At 44.5% G+C, this 17645-nt stretch carries 17 protein-coding genes and 1 other annotated feature; of the genes, 1 reads left to right on the forward strand and 16 read right to left on the reverse strand.

Going from position 1 to position 17645, the window contains the following annotated elements; genetic code table 11:
• Positions 1-318: 318 nt before the first annotated feature.
• The 3 genes from ATL39_RS07045 to ATL39_RS07055 all read right to left on the reverse strand — a co-directional run bounded on the left by ATL39_RS07045 (position 319) and on the right by ATL39_RS07055 (position 2889).
• Positions 319-1083 (reverse strand): TrmH family RNA methyltransferase, encoded by a 765-nt coding sequence (locus ATL39_RS07045; RefSeq protein WP_120192581.1) that lies wholly within the window; start codon positions 1081-1083, stop codon positions 319-321.
• Between the two features lie 132 nt (positions 1084-1215).
• Positions 1216-2304, reverse strand: a complete 1089-nt coding sequence (locus ATL39_RS07050; RefSeq protein ID WP_120192582.1) for a M42 family metallopeptidase — start codon at positions 2302-2304, stop codon at positions 1216-1218.
• A gap of 102 nt (positions 2305-2406) precedes the next feature.
• The gene (locus ATL39_RS07055; RefSeq protein ID WP_120192583.1) at positions 2407-2889 is read right to left on the reverse strand and encodes a dUTP diphosphatase; all 483 of its coding nucleotides are present in this window, start codon (positions 2887-2889) and stop codon (positions 2407-2409) included.
• A 168-nt stretch (positions 2890-3057) separates the two neighbouring features.
• Here ATL39_RS07055 and ATL39_RS07060 point away from each other — a divergent pair, with 168 nt between their 5' ends.
• Entirely contained in the window at positions 3058-3450 is a 393-nt protein-coding gene (locus ATL39_RS07060; protein ID WP_308215456.1) for a sigma-w pathway protein ysdB, read from the forward strand.
• Between the two features lie 75 nt (positions 3451-3525).
• On the opposite strand, the gene rplT is transcribed toward ATL39_RS07060, so the two are convergent.
• From rplT to polA, 13 genes are all read right to left on the reverse strand, one after another.
• Entirely contained in the window at positions 3526-3882 is a 357-nt protein-coding gene (rplT, locus tag ATL39_RS07065; RefSeq protein ID WP_120192584.1) for a 50S ribosomal protein L20, read from the reverse strand.
• 55 nt (positions 3883-3937) lie between these two features.
• Positions 3938-4129: a 50S ribosomal protein L35 gene (gene rpmI, locus ATL39_RS07070; protein WP_120192585.1), complete on the reverse strand. Its 192-nt coding sequence runs from the start codon at positions 4127-4129 to the stop codon at positions 3938-3940.
• 37 nt (positions 4130-4166) lie between these two features.
• Complete coding sequence (gene infC / locus ATL39_RS07075) at positions 4167-4787, reverse strand: translation initiation factor IF-3 (RefSeq protein ID WP_245960936.1); 621 nt, start codon at positions 4785-4787, stop codon at positions 4167-4169.
• Positions 4788-4853: 66 nt separating this feature from the next.
• Positions 4854-4989: a sequence feature (ribosomal protein L20 leader region), on the reverse strand.
• A gap of 67 nt (positions 4990-5056) precedes the next feature.
• Complete coding sequence (gene thrS, locus ATL39_RS07080) at positions 5057-6991, reverse strand: threonine--tRNA ligase (RefSeq protein WP_120192586.1); 1935 nt, start codon at positions 6989-6991, stop codon at positions 5057-5059.
• Positions 6992-7340: 349 nt separating this feature from the next.
• Positions 7341-8450, reverse strand: a complete 1110-nt coding sequence (gene mqnC, locus ATL39_RS07085; RefSeq protein ID WP_120192587.1) for a cyclic dehypoxanthinyl futalosine synthase — start codon at positions 8448-8450, stop codon at positions 7341-7343.
• Positions 8451-8639: 189 nt separating this feature from the next.
• Positions 8640-9572, reverse strand: coding sequence for a primosomal protein DnaI (dnaI, locus tag ATL39_RS07090; RefSeq protein WP_120192588.1), 933 nt, complete (start codon positions 9570-9572; stop codon positions 8640-8642).
• Positions 9573-9583: 11 nt separating this feature from the next.
• On the reverse strand, positions 9584-10999 hold the full coding sequence (locus ATL39_RS07095; RefSeq protein ID WP_170146863.1) for a replication initiation and membrane attachment family protein: 1416 nt from the start codon (positions 10997-10999) through the stop codon (positions 9584-9586).
• Positions 11000-11068: 69 nt separating this feature from the next.
• Positions 11069-11533: a transcriptional regulator NrdR gene (nrdR, locus tag ATL39_RS07100; RefSeq protein ID WP_120192590.1), complete on the reverse strand. Its 465-nt coding sequence runs from the start codon at positions 11531-11533 to the stop codon at positions 11069-11071.
• A 137-nt stretch (positions 11534-11670) separates the two neighbouring features.
• On the reverse strand, positions 11671-12057 hold the full coding sequence (gene speD / locus ATL39_RS07105) for an adenosylmethionine decarboxylase (protein WP_120192591.1): 387 nt from the start codon (positions 12055-12057) through the stop codon (positions 11671-11673).
• 264 nt (positions 12058-12321) lie between these two features.
• The gene (locus ATL39_RS07110; RefSeq protein ID WP_120192592.1) at positions 12322-13350 is read right to left on the reverse strand and encodes a glyceraldehyde-3-phosphate dehydrogenase; all 1029 of its coding nucleotides are present in this window, start codon (positions 13348-13350) and stop codon (positions 12322-12324) included.
• A gap of 136 nt (positions 13351-13486) precedes the next feature.
• Positions 13487-14083, reverse strand: coding sequence for a dephospho-CoA kinase (coaE, locus tag ATL39_RS07115; RefSeq protein WP_120192593.1), 597 nt, complete (start codon positions 14081-14083; stop codon positions 13487-13489).
• Positions 14084-14100: 17 nt separating this feature from the next.
• The gene (gene mutM / locus ATL39_RS07120; RefSeq protein WP_120192594.1) at positions 14101-14925 is read right to left on the reverse strand and encodes a DNA-formamidopyrimidine glycosylase; all 825 of its coding nucleotides are present in this window, start codon (positions 14923-14925) and stop codon (positions 14101-14103) included.
• A gap of 14 nt (positions 14926-14939) precedes the next feature.
• A complete protein-coding gene (gene polA, locus ATL39_RS07125) occupies positions 14940-17567 on the reverse strand; it encodes a DNA polymerase I (RefSeq protein ID WP_120192595.1) in 2628 nt (875 codons plus the stop codon).
• Between the last annotated feature and the right edge of the window lie 78 nt (positions 17568-17645).

Here is a 17645-nt window from a genome sequence, read left to right on the forward strand (position 1 = left end):
ACGCGTGTTTTGGACAAATAAAAAAACCTTCCTCCCGGAAAGGGACGAAAGCTCGCGGTACCACCCTTGTTAATCCTGCCGCTGCCGGCAGGAATCACTTATACAGCGTAACGTGCTGCCAAACGGGACACCTTTTGGATTTCTCTACTCCGGCTCCGGCTCTGGACTGAATTCATCCATTATCTGCACATCAGAATGCTTCCAGTCTAAGGCATTCTTTCCCTGTATGGCGGCTAATGGACTACTTGTTTCCTTCAATGCTTTTTATATGAATACAGTAAAGTATAGATAATAATGCTTTTGTTTGCAACCGTCCTGCTAATTTACTTTGTGCAGATAGTATAAAAGGATGCCGGTTGCTACCGAAACATTCAAGGATTCGGCTTTTCCGTAAATCGGCACGTAAATATTCTGGTCTGTTTTTTCCAGCAGTTTTTCATTCACACCGGCCCCTTCGTTGCCTATGATCAGGGCAAATCCCGGCTGCGGCTCAATTGCTGTATGCGTTGTTCCCCCCTGAAGAGAAGTACCAAATACCGGAATACTATTATCGCGGCAGCGCTTTATCCAGTCTTCGAGCTCCCCCTGCAGAACAGGCACGTGAAAAAATGACCCCTGGGTGGACCGGATCACTTTATCGTTATACACGTCTACCGTGCCTTCACCGAGAATGACGGCTTTGGCTCCCACCGCATCGGCGGTTCGGATAATCGTCCCTAGATTCCCGGGATCCTGCACGTTATCGACCAGAACATACATCTCATTCTCTTCCGGTTCAACGGCTTCATCGGGTATCATCTGACAGAGCGCAATAATACCGGGCGGCGTCACGGTCTGACTCATATCTTTCATAACAGCCTCTGTAACGATAGTAATAGGAATATTTTTCCTTTTTTCTTCAGGTGGAAGCAGCTCATCTGCTATCACAAAAATATCTGTAATTAAATTTCCATAAACGAGGGCTTCTTCAACAAGATGCCGGCCTTCTATAACAAAAAGCTGCTCTTTTTCGCGTTTTTTTCGTTTTGTCAGCTGTTTAATTAATTTAACAGTAGTGTTTTTTGTAGAATCTATTTGTTTCAACAGGCTGTTCTCCTTTTGTACCGGCTTCTTTTATTCATCCTCTATCTTACCTTGAATCAGGCGGTTTTTACATAATTATTTATGTTTTATAAAAAAGCCTGCAGGGAATCCCTGCAGGCCGCTGACAGCTTCTTAATTATCGAATACAATTGCTTTTACTTTGTCTTCATCCAATGCTTTGCTGATTTCTACAAGCAGCTGAACTGCGTGCTCAAAATCATCGCGGTGCAGAATCGCTGCGTGGGTATGAATATATCTGGTAGGTACGGTTATCGCAAGCGAAGGCACCCCTTCACCTGACAAATGAATGGAACCGGCATCTGTTCCGCCGCCGCTCATGGCGTCAAACTGGTATGGAATGGAGTACGTATCGGCAATATCCGTCACGAAGTCACGAAGCCCTTTGTGTGCTATCATCGAATGATCATAAATCAGCACCTGCGGGCCTTTTCCGATTTTTGCTGCTGCATCATTGCTCGTCACTCCAGGTGTATCTCCGGCAATGCCAACATCTACAGCGAATCCGATATCAGGCTTTACTTTATTCGCTGCCGTTTTAGCGCCCCGCAGGCCGACTTCTTCCTGCACAGCCCCTACACCGTAAACTTCATTTGGGTGGTCGATCTTTTCAAGACGCTTTAATACTTCAATAGCAATGGCACATCCGATACGGTTATCCCATGCTTTTGCCATCAGTAATTTCTCGTTGTTCATCACTGTAAAATCACAGATCGGAACGACAGAGTCTCCCGGGCGCACGCCGAATGATTCAGCTTCTTCTTTGCTTGAAGCACCGATATCAATAAACATATCTTTAATTTCCACCGATTTTTTACGCTGTTCCGGCGGAAGGATATGCGGCGGCTTTGATCCGATAATTCCTGTAATGCTGCCTTTACGAGTCATTACCGTTACGCGCTGGGCGAGCATAACCTGGCTCCACCAGCCCCCGACCGTTTGAAATTTTAAAAATCCATTATCATCAATTGTTGTAATCATAAAGCCGATTTCATCAAGGTGCCCTGTAATCATAATACGGGGACCGCCTTTTTTCCCTGTTTTTTTGGCGATCAGGCTGCCGAGGCGGTCGGTTGTGACCTCATCGGCGAAAGGCTCAATATATTGTTTCATAACATCTCTTGGTTCTTTTTCATCTCCGGGAATTCCTTTTGCATCTGTTAAGTCCTTCAGCATTTGGAGCGTTGGTTCTAATTCAGCCATGTTTGTTCCCCTCTCAATATGTAGTATCTTCACCATTCTTAGTATAAAAGGAATTGTTTCGATACTCAAACAATTTCTTTTATTCAGCAGGAGGTCTTTTCCTCAGTAGCCTTCCTGCTGTCTTCTATGATTTGTTTCGTTCTTCTTTTTATAGGCCTCCACGATTTCGTCTTTAGAAAACTGCAGCTTTTCCCCGAGCAGAAGATATTCTTTAAACAGCTGCATAAATGAGTCATCGGACAGACTTCGGCTCAATTCTGCGGAAGCTTCGTACACATCCTGAAAGTGCTGTGGCAGAGCCGAATCTTTGGAAATTCCAGTTTCAGGGACAGCCTCCCACTGCTGGTCAATACCCATGGATAATAAAAAGTGAATGCCGTCAACGTATTCCTCCAGAATGACGTCGCGGCTGGAAGCAGGCTTCAGGCTCCAAAATTTAAAGCAGCGGGTTTCGTTGGCAAGTTCTCCAAGTTCTACTTGAAATGCAAGCAGCTTTTGTAAAAATGTCTCTCTGTTTCTTTCCAGGCCGTGTGTGGCTAATATTTTTTCATCGAGCTCTCTTTGAATCGCATATAATGACTGCATGGTTAGTCCTTCTTTCGTATTATTCTGGTTTCTGGTGAAACGTTCTTTCTATTCTATCGTATATTCTGGTAAGAATGAATGAATAAACGTATAATGTGACAAGAACAGATGCCGCGGCGTAACCGCCGGTTGATTGTCCCAAACTGTAAGCAAGGGAGGAACTATTATATGATGGCACTATTACTGCGCCTGCTGCTTCTCATTGCTCTAGTGATTATTGTATATACAGCTGTGCAGTACTTTAAAAATCCCAAACGCAAGTTGGAAATGGCGCACAGCAAAAAATATTTTTATTTTTTGGATGATGTTAAAAACGTCCGGAAAAATTTTCTTATTACGTATAAAGGGGTTATGTTTGAAGGGGAAAAATATCTGGGATCCACTTCTACTTCCTTTGATGTGGTTTCTATATCCATATGGGTGCTGGACCGTGAAGCTCTGCAGGGACTCCAGCGCAAGGACTTTGAATTTATGGAAAAAGAAATTCATTCCAACTATCCCAATGCCGAACTGATCTGGAAAAGCCCCATTAAGGAATTCATTAATAAGTCCGAACCATAAAAGCAGATAGTCAGCATGTTTCCCGGTTTTCATACAAAAAAAGGACGAGCCATCAGGCCCGTCCTTTTTTGTAGTTTATTTTAATTTAGCTTTTGCCTGATCAGCAAGTGCTGTGAAAGCTTTTTCGTCATTTACAGCAAGATCAGCAAGCATCTTGCGGTTCATGTGAATATCCGCCTGCTTGAGGCCATGCATCAAACGGCTGTAAGACAGTCCGTTCAAGCGTGCAGCTGCGTTGATACGCGTAATCCAAAGCTTACGGAATTCGCGCTTCCGCTGTCTGCGGTCCCGGTATGCATACTGAAGTGATTTCATTACCTGTTCCTGAGCCGTTTTAAATAAACGGTGTTTGGAACCATGATACCCCTTTGCAAGTTTTAAAACCTTTTTACGACGACGACGTGCCACATATCCGCCTTTTACTCTTGGCATCGTCCATCCCTCCTTTAATTTCTATTTATTATCGTTTCAATTAATCGTTAGTTGTTTATGGAAGCAGCTGTTGGATACGCTTTTGGTCTGTTGGATGCACCAAGCCCTGTTTGCTCAATCTGCGCTTTTGCTTTTCAGATTTGTTGCGGAACATATGGCTTGTATAAGCGTGTCCACGCTTAAGCTGACCAGAACCAGTCTTTTTGAAGCGCTTTGCAGCTCCTCTGTGAGTTTTCATTTTAGGCATGTTATTTCCTCCTTAGCATGTGATAAAACGATAGGCTTTACGCTTTTTCGTTTGTGTCTTTTTTATCTTTATCAGATACAGGTTTTTCTTTATCAGATGCAGGCTTATCTTTATCTGATATAGGTGCCAAAATGAGGAACATGCTGCGGCCTTCCATCTTGGGCTTCGTTTCAATGGTACTGACGTCTTCACAGTCTTTAGCAAGACGATCCAGCACTTTTTTCCCGATGTCGGAATGAGTAATCATTCTTCCACGGAAACGAATAGCAGCTTTGACTTTATCGCCTTTATCCAGAAATTTTCTGGCATTGCGGAGCTTTGTGTTGTAATCGTGCTCTTCAATGTTCGGGCTCAGCCTGACTTCTTTGATGTTGATAATTTTTTGCTTTTTACGTGCTTCTTTGTCTTTCTTCTGCTGTTCGTAACGGAACTTTCCGTGGTCCATAATACGGCATACAGGAGGTTTTGCATTAGGAGCAACCAAAACCAAATCAAGATTCGCCTTTTGGGCTAATTCAAGTGCTTCAGACTTAGATTTCACACCAAGCTGATCGCCATTTGCATCAATTAACCGAACTTCACGTGCACGAATTCCATCATTAAGCTTAACGTCTTTACGAATAATGAGCCACCTCCGAATTTTTTTGAACCTCAGCACTTATGCGCAACTTTATATCTGTCTGCCGTTCTATAAAACGGGACCAGATCACTCAAATGAGACAAAAGCATATAAAAAGGGTGCATGAACGTACCATGCACCCTGAAATCTGTCTCATAAATGGTTATATTGCTTTACCATAATACCTGGCAGCTGCGAGTTGCGCCGTTCAGGTGAGAAGCGGGTGCTTCTTCTTGCTTTGGTTTCGTTTTTTGACACTAGGAAAGAATACCATATGGATTATACAGTGTCAACGTGCCTTGTTTAATTTATTTAGTTATCTCTTCTGATATCGAAGCAATAAAGGCACCGAGCTTTGCAGTGTGAGTATCCTGGCTGCCGTAGCTTCGTATATTCACTTCATCGGCATCCTGTTCTTTATCACCCAGCACAAGCGTGTAGGGAATTTTTTTCATCTGGGATTCGCGGATTTTATAGCCAAGCTTTTCCTCCCGCACATCGAGTTCTACCCTTACGCCGGTGCGGCGGAGTTCTTCCTGCACGCGCTCGGCATATTCCATGTGGGCATCCAGCGACACCGGAATGACCTTCACCTGGACCGGTGACAGCCATACTGGCAGTGCCCCTTTGTATTCTTCCAGAAGAAAAGCAACGAAACGTTCCATCGTAGATACAATTCCGCGGTGTATTACAACCGGGCGGTGCTCTGCACCATCTTCGCCGACATACGTTAAGTCAAACCGCTCCGGCAGGTGAAAGTCGAGCTGCACAGTCGCAAGCGTCTCTTCTTTGCCAAGAGCCGTTCTTACCTGAACGTCAAGCTTTGGACCATAAAAAGCCGCTTCTCCTTCTGCTTCCACGTAATCCACCTTCATGTCGTCCATTGCTTCTTTTAACATGCTCTGAGCTTTGTCCCACATAGCATCATTGTCTACATATTTCTCTTTATCTTCCGGATCGCGATAGGAAAGCCGGAAATGATAATCATTAATGCCAAAGTCATCATACACTCTCTGGATCAGCTCTACTACACGCTTGAACTCTCCCAGCAGCTGGTCCGGTCTTGCAAAAATATGGGCATCATTAAGGGTCATTGCACGGACGCGCTGCAGGCCGGACAGGGCACCTGATTTCTCATAGCGGTGCATCGTGCCAAGCTCTGCAATACGTACCGGCAGATTCCGATAGCTGTGCATCTGCTGTTTATATACCATCATGTGATGCGGACAGTTCATTGGCCGGATCACGAGAGTTTCATTGTTATCCATTTCCATTGGAGGAAACATATCATCCTGATAGTGATCCCAGTGGCCGGACGTCTTATAGAGCTCCGAGCTTCCGAGTACAGGAGTATAGACATGATCGTATCCGAGCTTTTCTTCCAGATCAACGATATAGCGTTCAATTGTGCGGCGGATGGTCGCTCCTTTCGGAAGCCACATCGGAAGCCCCTGTCCTACCTTTTGATTGAGCGCAAAAATATCAAGCTCTCTGCCGATCTTACGATGGTCGCGCTCTTTGGCTTCTTCAAGCATTTTTAAATGCTCATCCAGTTCTGTCTGTTTTACAAACGCCGTTCCGTAAATGCGCTGCAGCATTTGATTGTCGCTGTCTCCGCGCCAGTAGGCTCCGGAAATACTCATCAGCTTGAATTTTTTCAGTTTACTCGTGCTCGGAACGTGAACGCCTCTGCACAAATCAACAAACTCCCCCTGCTCATACAAGGAAACGGTCTCTCCTTCCGGAATAGCATCAATAAGCTCCAGTTTGAGATCATCCCCAAGTTCTTTAAACAAGCTTTGTGCCTCTTCCCGGCTTACCTCTCTGCGGACTATAGGAAGGTTTTCATCAATAATTTTTTTCATTTCTTTTTCAATTACCGGCAGATCTTCCGGCGTTAAGGAATGAGATAAATCCATATCGTAATAAAAACCATTTTCGATGACGGGACCAACACCGAATTTTGCATCCGGATACAGACGCTTCACTGCCTGGGCGAGAAGGTGGGCGGAACTGTGACGAAGAATTTCCAGCCCTTCCGGCTGCTGGTACGTAATAATTTCAATTGTACCGCCCTGCTGGAGCGGTTCCTTTAGATCAATAAGCACCCCGTCCAATTTACCTGCCAGCGCCTGTTTTTTCAGACCCGGGCTGATCGATGATGCGATTTCTTCAAATGAACTGCCGGACGGAAATTCCTTTGCTGCACCATCCGGAAAAATAAATGTAAGCTGCTCTGCCATTATGCCATCTCCTTTAATACTGACTGTTTGTTCTCTGTAAACACAAAAAAACGCCCCCTATGTGATAAGGGGCGATTCATCTCGCGGTTCCACCCTTGTTCCCGTTCCGCCTTACAGGCAGAACCAGCTCAAGTCCGGGTAACGTCCGGGGGCCGGCAGCGGATACTTGTTGTTCCCCGCTGCTGCTCCAAGGTGGTAAAAAGAATGTCTCGTTAAAAAGCTCTCAGCTGCTGCTTTTTTCTCTGTATAAGAGGCCTGATTCTTTTCATATCCTTTTCTTTGCATCTCATGTTTAACTGATGATTATTATAATAACTCTTTCAGGGAAAAGCAAGAACCATTTCCTGCTTTAGTTCTGCATCACAAAATCTTTTTCGGCTTTGGATTCACCGTCAAAACGGTGAATCACATTGTATTTCGTATCACGCTGGGCCGGGATTTTACCTGCTTCGCGGATCAGGCGGAGCGTTTCGTTCGTATTAACTTTATGCGTAGTCCCTGCAGCAGATACAACGTTTTCTTCCATCATCGTGCTTCCAAAATCATTGCAGCCGTATTCAAGAGATTTCTTTCCTGTGACTGGTCCCATGGTTACCCAGGAGGACTGGAAGTTGGAAATGTTATCCAGAAACAGCCTCGAAATCGCAACGTTACGAAGATAACCTTCCGACGTAATAATTTCACCCTTCAGGTTAGTATTATCCGGCTGGAACGTCCAGGAAATAAAAGCAAGAAAGCAGTCGGCTTCGTCCTGCGCGTCACGGACTCTCTGCAGGTGAAGCGCTCTCTCTTCATTAGATTCCCCGAGCCCTATAACCATCGTAGCCGTGCCGTGCATGCCTACTTTTTTAGCTGTCTTCATGCAGTCAATCCATTCTTTCCAGGTGGATTTCAGACGGCTGACTTTCTTTCTTGTTTCTTCTGTTAAAATTTCTGCGCCTCCGCCGGGAAGGGAATCCAGGCCGGCTTCATGCAGTTCCGTAAGAACTTCTTCAAGCGTAAGCCCCGACACTTCCACCATTTTGTAGATCTCTGCCGGAGAGAAAGAGTGCATCGTAATATTTGGGAACCGTTTTTTTATGTTTCTTAATAAATCTGTATAGTAGCTGAATGGAAGGTCCGGGTTTGTACCACCCTGCATCAAAATTTCTGTTCCATTTACGTCAGATGTTTCCTGGATTTTCTGGAAAATTTCTTCATCAGAAAGAACATAGCCTTCTGAAGATCCCGGCCTGCGGTAGAAGGCGCAGAATCTGCAGTATGTGTCGCAGAGATTGGTATAGTTAACATTTCGTCCTACTACGAATGTCGTAACAGGCTCCGGATGCCATTCCTGCATTTTTTTATTGGCTGCTGCCCCCATTTTTTCGATCTCATCGCTTTCGTACAAGCGGACAGCATCCTCCATCGTTAAGCGTTCCCCTTTTAGGGCACGGTCCAGAATAGAATCTATACTCATCGTAAAACCTCCATCATTAATCAAGTTATACCGCGTTTGTTCAACAGCTTTATTTATCCTGTACACTGCCATATTCGATTACTATTTTATGGTATCATAATTTCCAGTCATTTTCCCAATCCATACACTCAAAATAAACACTCATTTTTTACAAATAAGGCGAAAATAAAAACGTTCTTTACGCTTTTTTTAAATACTCCGCTTATTATCCCCATCCACATGAACAGCTTCCGTTAAATGTTTAATTCGTTCCATAATCCGGCTTGCTTTCATGTCTTCGGTGCCACCGCGCTGTGAATAGGACAGGTGATTTTCCAATTCTTTATAATTATAGTTGGACGTATACAGAGTAGGAAGTTTTTCCATCATACGATACTGCAGGATCACGCCTAGCACATCATCACGGATCCAGGCAGACGTCGTTTCTGCCCCGATGTCATCCAAAATAAGCACGTCCACTTTTTTTATGCTGTCTATTTTCTCCTGGGTGGTACCGGTTGAAAGTGCTTCTTTCATTTCCCTGAAAAAATCCGGGGCGTACACAATTATGGTCGATATACTGCGCTTTGCCAGCGCATTCGCCACGGCCCCCATAATAAAGGACTTTCCAACACCAAACTTCCCGTGAAAGTAAAGGCCTTTGGCGTTATTTCCCGGCTCTGCACCTTCTACAAACTCAATCGCTTTTCTTGCGGCTTCCGACCGGCTTGAGTTGTCCAGTTCAATATCATCAAATGTCGCTTCCACCACTTCTGAAGGAATGTATAGACTTTTTATCAGCCGGCGGTGCTTTACTTTTTCATCATACTGCAGCTTTAAAGAGCACTTATGGTAGGCTACGCTCCATTCCCGTCCGCTTCCGGTAAGCTCGGGCTGGTAGCCCTGCATCATATTAGGACACAAATCGAGACCCGGGCAGTTATCGCAGTGATCCCGCTCCCGCTTGTACTCAAAAAGCTTCATCATATTACGCTCTAAATCACCGTTCGTAAGATCCGGGTGCTTTGATTTAAATTCAAGAATACGCGGATCTTTCAATACTTCGTCACGAAGCATATTATACCTGTTCCGCCATTCTTTTTGATTCATCCACTTATCAAGGGATGATTTAATAGGATCCATTGAGCGTCACCTCAGCTTTCCGATTTCTCTTTCCATTGTTTCAACCGTTCTTTAAACAGCTGTTTCTCTTCTTCCCATTTCGATACTTCTTCCGGCGTCTGTTCCACCTTGCTTACATGACCTGCTTTTTGTTCTTCCAGCCACTTTGGGACAGTACCCGGCTTAGGGGCGGAGGACCTCCCGAACCTGGATCCGTACTCTTTAGGAGGCTGGTCCTTGCGTTCTTTCTGAGCTTTATTTTCTTTGCTGGCAAGCTCCATCGCTTCTTTTACAGTCGTCACTTTCGCACGTGTCCACTGCCCTGCAATTTTCTGTACAAACGCAGAATTTAGCTTCATGTTATTGATACGCAGCACGTAGTCAATCAGCACATTGGCAACCCCGGGCTGCAGCTTGTATTCAAATAACAGCGCCTCGGCAATTTTCACATCTCCGGCAGGCACCTTTGCTCCCTCCGAAACACTTTCCAGAAGAGCCATAGGTGAAATTTCCTCAAAGTACTTAATCATTTTTTCTTTTCCGGTTACAGGGGCCTGGTCTTTCATTATCCGGTATTCCTCCGGCTGTGTGCGGTACCCCAGCGCCGGCGGCTCTGATCCATATTCATAGCGGTACCATTCCTGCACTTTTTTCCGAAGGGCATCAAGATCAAGTTCTTCATTCTGATCAAGAGAGCGCTGAATTTCTTTGCTCATATCCAAAGGCTCCATCCGGTATAAAAAGGCCAGCCGCTTAATAGCATGTATGTTATCACTTGATTTTATCTTTTCTTTATTAATAAAGGCAGGCAGATCGGCATAAAGCAGATCCATATCAAATGTCTGGGCTTTAATATCAATCCCCGGTCCGCCTTCGGCTGATAAAAGATCGATTTCATTGTTTTCGCTGAAAATTTCTTCTGTCATCTTCATTTCTGATTGGTGAAGAGACGTAAACACCTGGTCAAAAGAAGAGGTAACGTCTTTATATAAAGAACTCTCCCATGCCGGAAGAATAAAGCGTTCCCTGATGTGACGATACTTTTCGCGCCCCAGCCGGTTAAATAAAAACACGCTGAGCACATCGTCTTTAAAAAACTCCTCCGGACTTAATGGCGGCTGAATTTCATAAATAAAGCAGGGCGGATCTGATTGTTCTTTTTTAAACACTTTTAATAAACCGATGCCCTCCAGTTTTTTCCGCGCTTCCACGATGTGATGCAGCGGGAGCTGCATCTGTGCCATCAAGTCACGATGGGATGTTTCATCACAGCTGTACTTATCTTTTTCCAGCCTGTTTGTAAGAACCTGATATAACGAGGCGGCATAAATGCCTATTAAAGGCTGATACAGCGAGGTAATTACTTTACTGGAATGCTCTTTATTTTCCTGTTTGATCCGAATTGTAAAACTATCTGCCGGTAACAGCTCTTTCCAATACAAAGCCATTACAGAACGCCCCCTAATTCTTAACAAATTCAACGGGCCGGGCATGAAACGCCCGGCTGTTGAAACCATTTATTTTTTTTCATCCTTACTAATTAACTCTTTTAACTCGTTTATAAATACGGTGATATCTTTAAACTGCCGGTATACGGAAGCAAACCTTACGTAGGCGACATCATCAACCCCGGCCAGTCTCTCCATTACCAGCTCTCCTACATCTTCGCTTTTAATTTCTGATTTCCCATCACTTCGAAGCTGCTGCTCTACGTCATTTACAATAGATTCCAGCGTTTCAAGAGCTACCGGACGTTTCTCACATGCCCGGATCAGACCGCGCAGGATTTTTTCCCGGCTGAATTCTTCCCGGGCTCCTCCCTTTTTCACGACGACGAGAGGCATTTCCTCGACCATCTCAAATGTCGTAAACCTATACTGGCAGGTATCGCACTCCCGGCGCCTTCTGATTGATTTTCCTTCATTGCTTGGCCTTGAATCCAGCACTCTTGTATTATTAGAATGACAGGCAGGACATTTCATTCTATCATCTCCGCATCTGCTTAGCCTCGCATGCTTATAGTCGTTGTTCTTATCATATCACTTTTCCAAAAGCCTGGACAGTAACGAAAAACCCCATCTGGGGCACTGCCTTCAGACGGGGTTCATCTATGCTTTTATTATACTTTTGCTTTTGCTTTTGATTTTTCTGCCTGTACCGGACCCATTCCTCTTGGAAGCTCCAGCGTTTCTTTTTCTGTTGCTTCTAAAGCTTTAGCTATATAATCAGACGCTACGTTAGGATCGATGGTGTCACCACAGGTGTAAACGTCGATGCTTGCATATCCATGCTCCGGAAAACTGTGAATCGTCAAATGGGATTCTGAAATAATGACTACTCCGCTTACGCCTTGAGGCGCAAACTTGTGAAAAGCCACCTCTCTGACTTCTGCTCCAGCTTCTAATGCTGCATTCACAAACACATTTTCCATTGCTTCTCTGTCGTTTAATTTATCAATGTTACAGCCCCATAATTCAGCTATAACGTGTCTTCCCATTGTATCCATGGGCGGACTCCCCCTTTACTATAAATATCATATGCCGCGGATTCTTTTCATTATACTAACGTTGCAACCTTGGGGGAAAGTTAGTCCAAATGAGGTCCTAACCCTTACTGCTACATATAAATGAAGCATGCCTGAGACATATTCACAAAAGTTAGTATACGTTTTTTAGAATGATTTTGCAATGATGAGCTGTATTTTCCATTACCCTTTTTCAGCAGCAAAAAAACAGGAGCAGCAGGTGCTGTCCTGTTTTTTCTTATTTTATCAAGCACTTATCATAGAGCTTTTCTGTACCGATTTCCCAACATAACGCACCAGATCGACAACCCGGCAGGAATAGCCCCATTCGTTATCGTACCAGGCAAGCACTTTAATCTGCCTGTCATTGATAACCATCGTAGACAAACCGTCAATAATAGCAGAGTTCTCATCGCCGTTGTAGTCTATCGAAACCAGCGGGTCATAGTTGAAACCGATAATGCCTTTCATTTCATTTTCAGAAGCACTGCGGAGCACCTCATTTACCTCCTCCACGGTCACCTCTTTTTTCGTATCAATAACGATATCGATTAAAGACACATTTGGAGTCGGCACCCGCAGAGCCATCCCATTCATTTTACCTTCCATCTGGGGCAGTACTTTTGAAATAGCCCGGGCCGCTCCTGTGGAAGTCGGAATAATAGACTGCCCGCATGCTCTGGCGCGTCTCAAATCCTTATGGGGGTTATCAATATTTTTCTGGTCATTTGTATACGAGTGAATCGTAGTTATTAATCCGCTTTCAATTCCGATCGAGCGGTCCAGCACTTTTACTACCGGGGCAAGACAGTTCGTCGTACAGGAGGCGTTGGAGATAATATGATGCTCGGCCGGGTTGTACTCCTCTTCGTTTACTCCCATAACAATAGTAGCGTCTTCTTCTTTAGCCGGAGCTGTAATAACTACTTTCTTTGCGCCGGCTTTTAAATGCAGCCCGGCTGTTTCTCTTGTTTTGAATTTGCCTGTTGCTTCTATTACTACATCTATTTCCATCTGCTTCCATGGAAGGTTTTCCGGGTCTCTATCTTGAAGAAGCGTCACGGTCTGCCCATCAATAATTAATTTTCCATCTTCTGCTCTTACGTCTTTTTCGAATTTACCATGTATTGTGTCATACTTAATAAGGTGAGCCAGTGTTTCCGCAGGATAGCTTGCATTCACCGCTACTACTTCAAGTTCATCATCCAATATTGCCTTGCGGAATACCATGCGGCCTATGCGGCCAAAACCGTTAATCGCTACTTTTGCTTTCATGCAGAGAGGCCTCCTCATTAATTGTGATATACTAATAGGTGTTTTATGTGATTAGTATAACATAATAACCAATAAATGAAACCTCATATCCGAAAAAAACAGGAATTACATTGAGTCATGTAATTCCTGTTTCTGCTTATATTATCCATTGATATTTGCGGCTGAGCTGAAGAATCTGCTCCTTAGTTTCGTCTTCTGAACCGCTGTTGTCAATCACTTCATCAGCGTGCTGCTTCTTTTCATCTATTGGCATCTGGGAGGCTATCCGACTTTCTGCATCTTCTGCTCCCTGGTTATCTCGTTCCATTAACCGCTTTATTTGGGAAGCAGGATCAGTGTATACCAACACGACCAGATCTACCATGTGCTGCAGTTTACTTTCCACCAGCAGCGGAATATCAAATACAATATGATTGTGTCCCTGTTTCTGCAGCATTTCTTTTTTTTCTATCATTCGCTGGCGTACTGCCGGATGAACAATCTGATTAAGCAGTTCCCGTTTTTCCTGATTCGAAAAGATTATCCTTCCTAATTCTTTTCGATTAATAGATCCATCCTTTTCAAGCACCTCAGTGCCAAAATGATCTATTATTTGACTGTACGCTTTTTCCCCGGGTTCCACTACTTCTCTCGCTACTTTATCTGCATCCACTACGGGCAGCCCCTGTTTCATTAACAAACCGGCCACCTTGCTTTTTCCTGTAGCAATGCCCCCTGTAAGCCCGATAATCACCGAATCGCTCCTTTACTTTATCTCTGGCAGGATGGGCAGTAATGAGTGCCCCTGCCTGCTTCTATCATTTTCTCTATAGGCGTGCCGCACTGTTTGCAGGGTTCATCCCTTCGTGCATACACATAAAGCTGATTTTGAAACATTCCCATTTCTCCCTGGCCGTTCACATAGGAACGCACGGAACTTCCTCCGCTCGCTATAGCTTCGGCAATGGTCGCTGTTATTTCTTTATGAAGGCCTGCTATCTGCCCGTTATTTAACAGCCTGGCTTTTTTGTTGGGCATAATGCCTGACCGGAATAATGATTCATCGACGTAGATATTGCCCAGCCCTGCTATGGCACGTTGATCGAGCAGTACTGTTTTTATCGTCCGGCTCGTTTTTGCGAATATCTGCTGAAGGTAGGCCGGTGTAAAAGATGGATCGTTTACCGGCTCCGGTCCCAGCTGTGACAACGGCAGACTTGTTTGTTCTTCACCGGGGTTAAAAATGTGCATCGTACCAAACTTTCGGACGTCCCGGTAGCGCAGCTCTGTGCCGTCGGTGAAATGAAACCGCACATGAGTGTGTTTATCCGGCTCGCTGCCGGCGGCCATTTCGTAACGCCCTTCCATTCTAAGGTGCGATACCATCACATAATCATCGAGAACAAAAGATAAAAATTTGCCCCTTCTTGCCACCCGGTGGATTTTCTGGCCGGACAGCATCATGACGAACGCTTCCGCATCGTCCGGCCGTTTGATCATTTTCGGCCAGCCGACCTCTATTTTTTCAAGCGTTTTTCCTGCTACCAGGTGATTTAATGTTTCTTTCACTGTTTCTACTTCTGGAAGTTCAGGCATTTCCTATGCTCTCCTTATTTTGCATCGTACCAGGTGTCCCCGTAGGAAACATCTGCTTTTAATGGAACGTCCAGCTTCATAGTCCTCGCCATAACATCCGGCACGAGTGCTTCCATTTCTTTTAGTTCATGCTCCGGCACTTCAAAAATCAATTCATCGTGTACCTGAAGAAGCATTCTGCTTTCCAGCTGCTTTTCTTCCAGCGCATGTGTTACATCTACCATAGCTTTTTTAATAATATCTGCAGCCGTCCCCTGAATGGGGGTATTCATCGCCGTACGCTCCGCAAAGCTTCTTCTATTAAAATTGCTGCTTGTTATTTCCGGAAGATACCGACGTCTATTTAAAAGAGTCGTTACATACCCATATTCTCGTGCCTGTTCTTTAATAGAATCCATGTAGTCACGGACTTTCGGATAGCTTGCTAAATACCGGTCGATAAATTCCTGAGCTTCTTTCCTTGGAATTGAAAGGCTCTGGGAAAGGCCGTAATCGGATATACCATAAACGATGCCGAAATTTACCGCTTTGGCACTTCTGCGCATGTTTCCTGTTACATCTTCTTCTTTTACATGAAATACGTCCATGGCAGTTTTCGTGTGGACGTCCATTTCATTGCGGAACGCCTCCAGCAGACCTTCATCTCCTGCAATATGGGCAAGCACGCGCAGTTCAATCTGAGAATAGTCCGCGGCCAGAATGCTCCAGCCTTTATCCGAAGAAGTAAAGGCTTTACGGATTTTCCGGCCTTCCTCAAGGCGGATGGGAATATTCTGCAGATTGGGCTCGGTGGAACTCAGCCTGCCTGTCTGGGTCAGTGCCTGGTTAAACATTGTGTGTATTTTATGAGTATCCTCATGTACTACTTTTAAAAGACCTTCCACGTAGGTAGACTGCAGCTTCGATACCTGCCTGTACAATAGCAGTTTAGGAATAATTTCATGCTGATCGGCCAGCTTCTCCAGTACATCAGCTGAAGTGGAATAGCCTGTCTTCGTTTTTTTCAAGGGAGGAAGCCCCAGTTTTTCAAATAAAATCGGCCCCAGCTGTTTAGGCGAATTAATATTAAATTCTGTTCCCGCAAGTTCATGTATTTCTTTTTCCAGCGTCTGCAGCCGGCCCGTCAGTTCTTCTCCCATCGCTTTCAGCTGATCTGTATCTACCGTAATACCCGTTTTCTCCATCTTTCCAAGAATGAGAGAAAGAGGCAGTTCCAGATCTTTAAACAGCTCAAACTGTTCGTTTTCTTTCAGTTTTTTTTCAAGGACATTTTTCAACTCAAATATAGCAAGTCCTTTGCGCACTAAATGCTCTGACAGCTTATCCTCATCCGGTCGGCCGCGCTTTGCACCTTTCCCGAAAACCGCGTCATCACTGTCTATTTTCTTCTGCGCATTCCGTTCAGCAATATCTGCCACCTGATGGGAGCCGGCGGATGGATCAATCAGGTAGGAGGCAATGAGAATGTCGTGGGTAACACCTGCAAGTTCAATGCCTTTCCATCCAAGGGCCACTACGGCACGTTTCGTATCCGCCATATATTTTTCCTGTTTTGGATCTGCAGCCCATACTTTAAAGGCATCGGAAGCTAAAGCCGCTTCCGTTGAAATATAATAGGCTCCTGATTCATTAACAATGGAAATTCCCCAAATGTCGGCTTCATGGTAATTTTCACTCGGTACTTCTACAATCAGCGCAGAAGGAGAAGCGAGCATCTCTTGCGTGACTTCTTTTTCCACCGTTGTGAAATGGATCTCCTCCAATTCCTGCGACGCTTCTTCTTCTGTATCAAATTTATTAAGTAACGATTCAAACTCCAGCTCTTTAAACAAAGCAATAATCTTATCCGTGTTGTAACCTTTTCGCGCAGCGTCTTCTATAGTTACCGTTAACGGCGCATTCGTTTCAATAACAGCCAGCTGCTTACTCATCATCGCCTGTTCTTTGTTTTCTTCCAGGCGTTCCTTCATTTTCTTTCCGGAAATCTGGTCAATAGAATCAAGCACCTTTTCTATCGTGCCAAATTCATGCAGAAGCTTTAAAGCCGTTTTTTCCCCGACTCCCGGAACGCCGGGAATATTATCCGAGCTGTCTCCCATTAATCCTTTCATGTCAACAATTCGTGCCGGCTCAAAACCATAGCGTTCCTGCATCGCTTCAGGTGTGTACGTTTCTACATTTGTGATCCCTTTTTTTGTTAACGCCACACTCGTTTTCTCTGAGACAAGCTGCAGCAGATCTTTATCACCGGAATATATTTTTACGTCCCAGCCTTCTTTTTCCGCTTTGGAAGCCAGCGTACCGATAATATCATCGGCCTCGTAATTTTTCACTTCCGTATAGGCAATATCAAATGCTTCCAGCAGTTCTCTCATCAATGGAAGCTGTTCCGAAAGTTCTCCCGGCGTTTTCTGCCGTCCTGATTTATATTCTTTAAACGTTTCATGCCGAAACGTTGTTTTACCTGCATCAAAGGCAACCAAAAGGTGGGAAGGATTTTCTTCTTCCAGCACTTTGAGAAGCATCGTTGTGAAACCATACACAGCGTTTGTGTACACGCCTTTTTTGTTGTTTAAAAGAGGCAGGGCAAAAAAAGCCCGGTAGGCAATACTATTTCCATCAATTAATACTAGTTTATTCACGATAAAACCTCCGTCATCCCGTTTTCATACCTATTATATTTTATCATACATTCCTTTTACCAGAGAGGGAAAAGCAGT

The sequence above is a fragment of the Sinobaca qinghaiensis genome, assembly GCF_003610495.1.
GTDB classification, from domain to species: domain Bacteria; phylum Bacillota; class Bacilli; order Bacillales; family Marinococcaceae; genus Sinobaca; species Sinobaca qinghaiensis.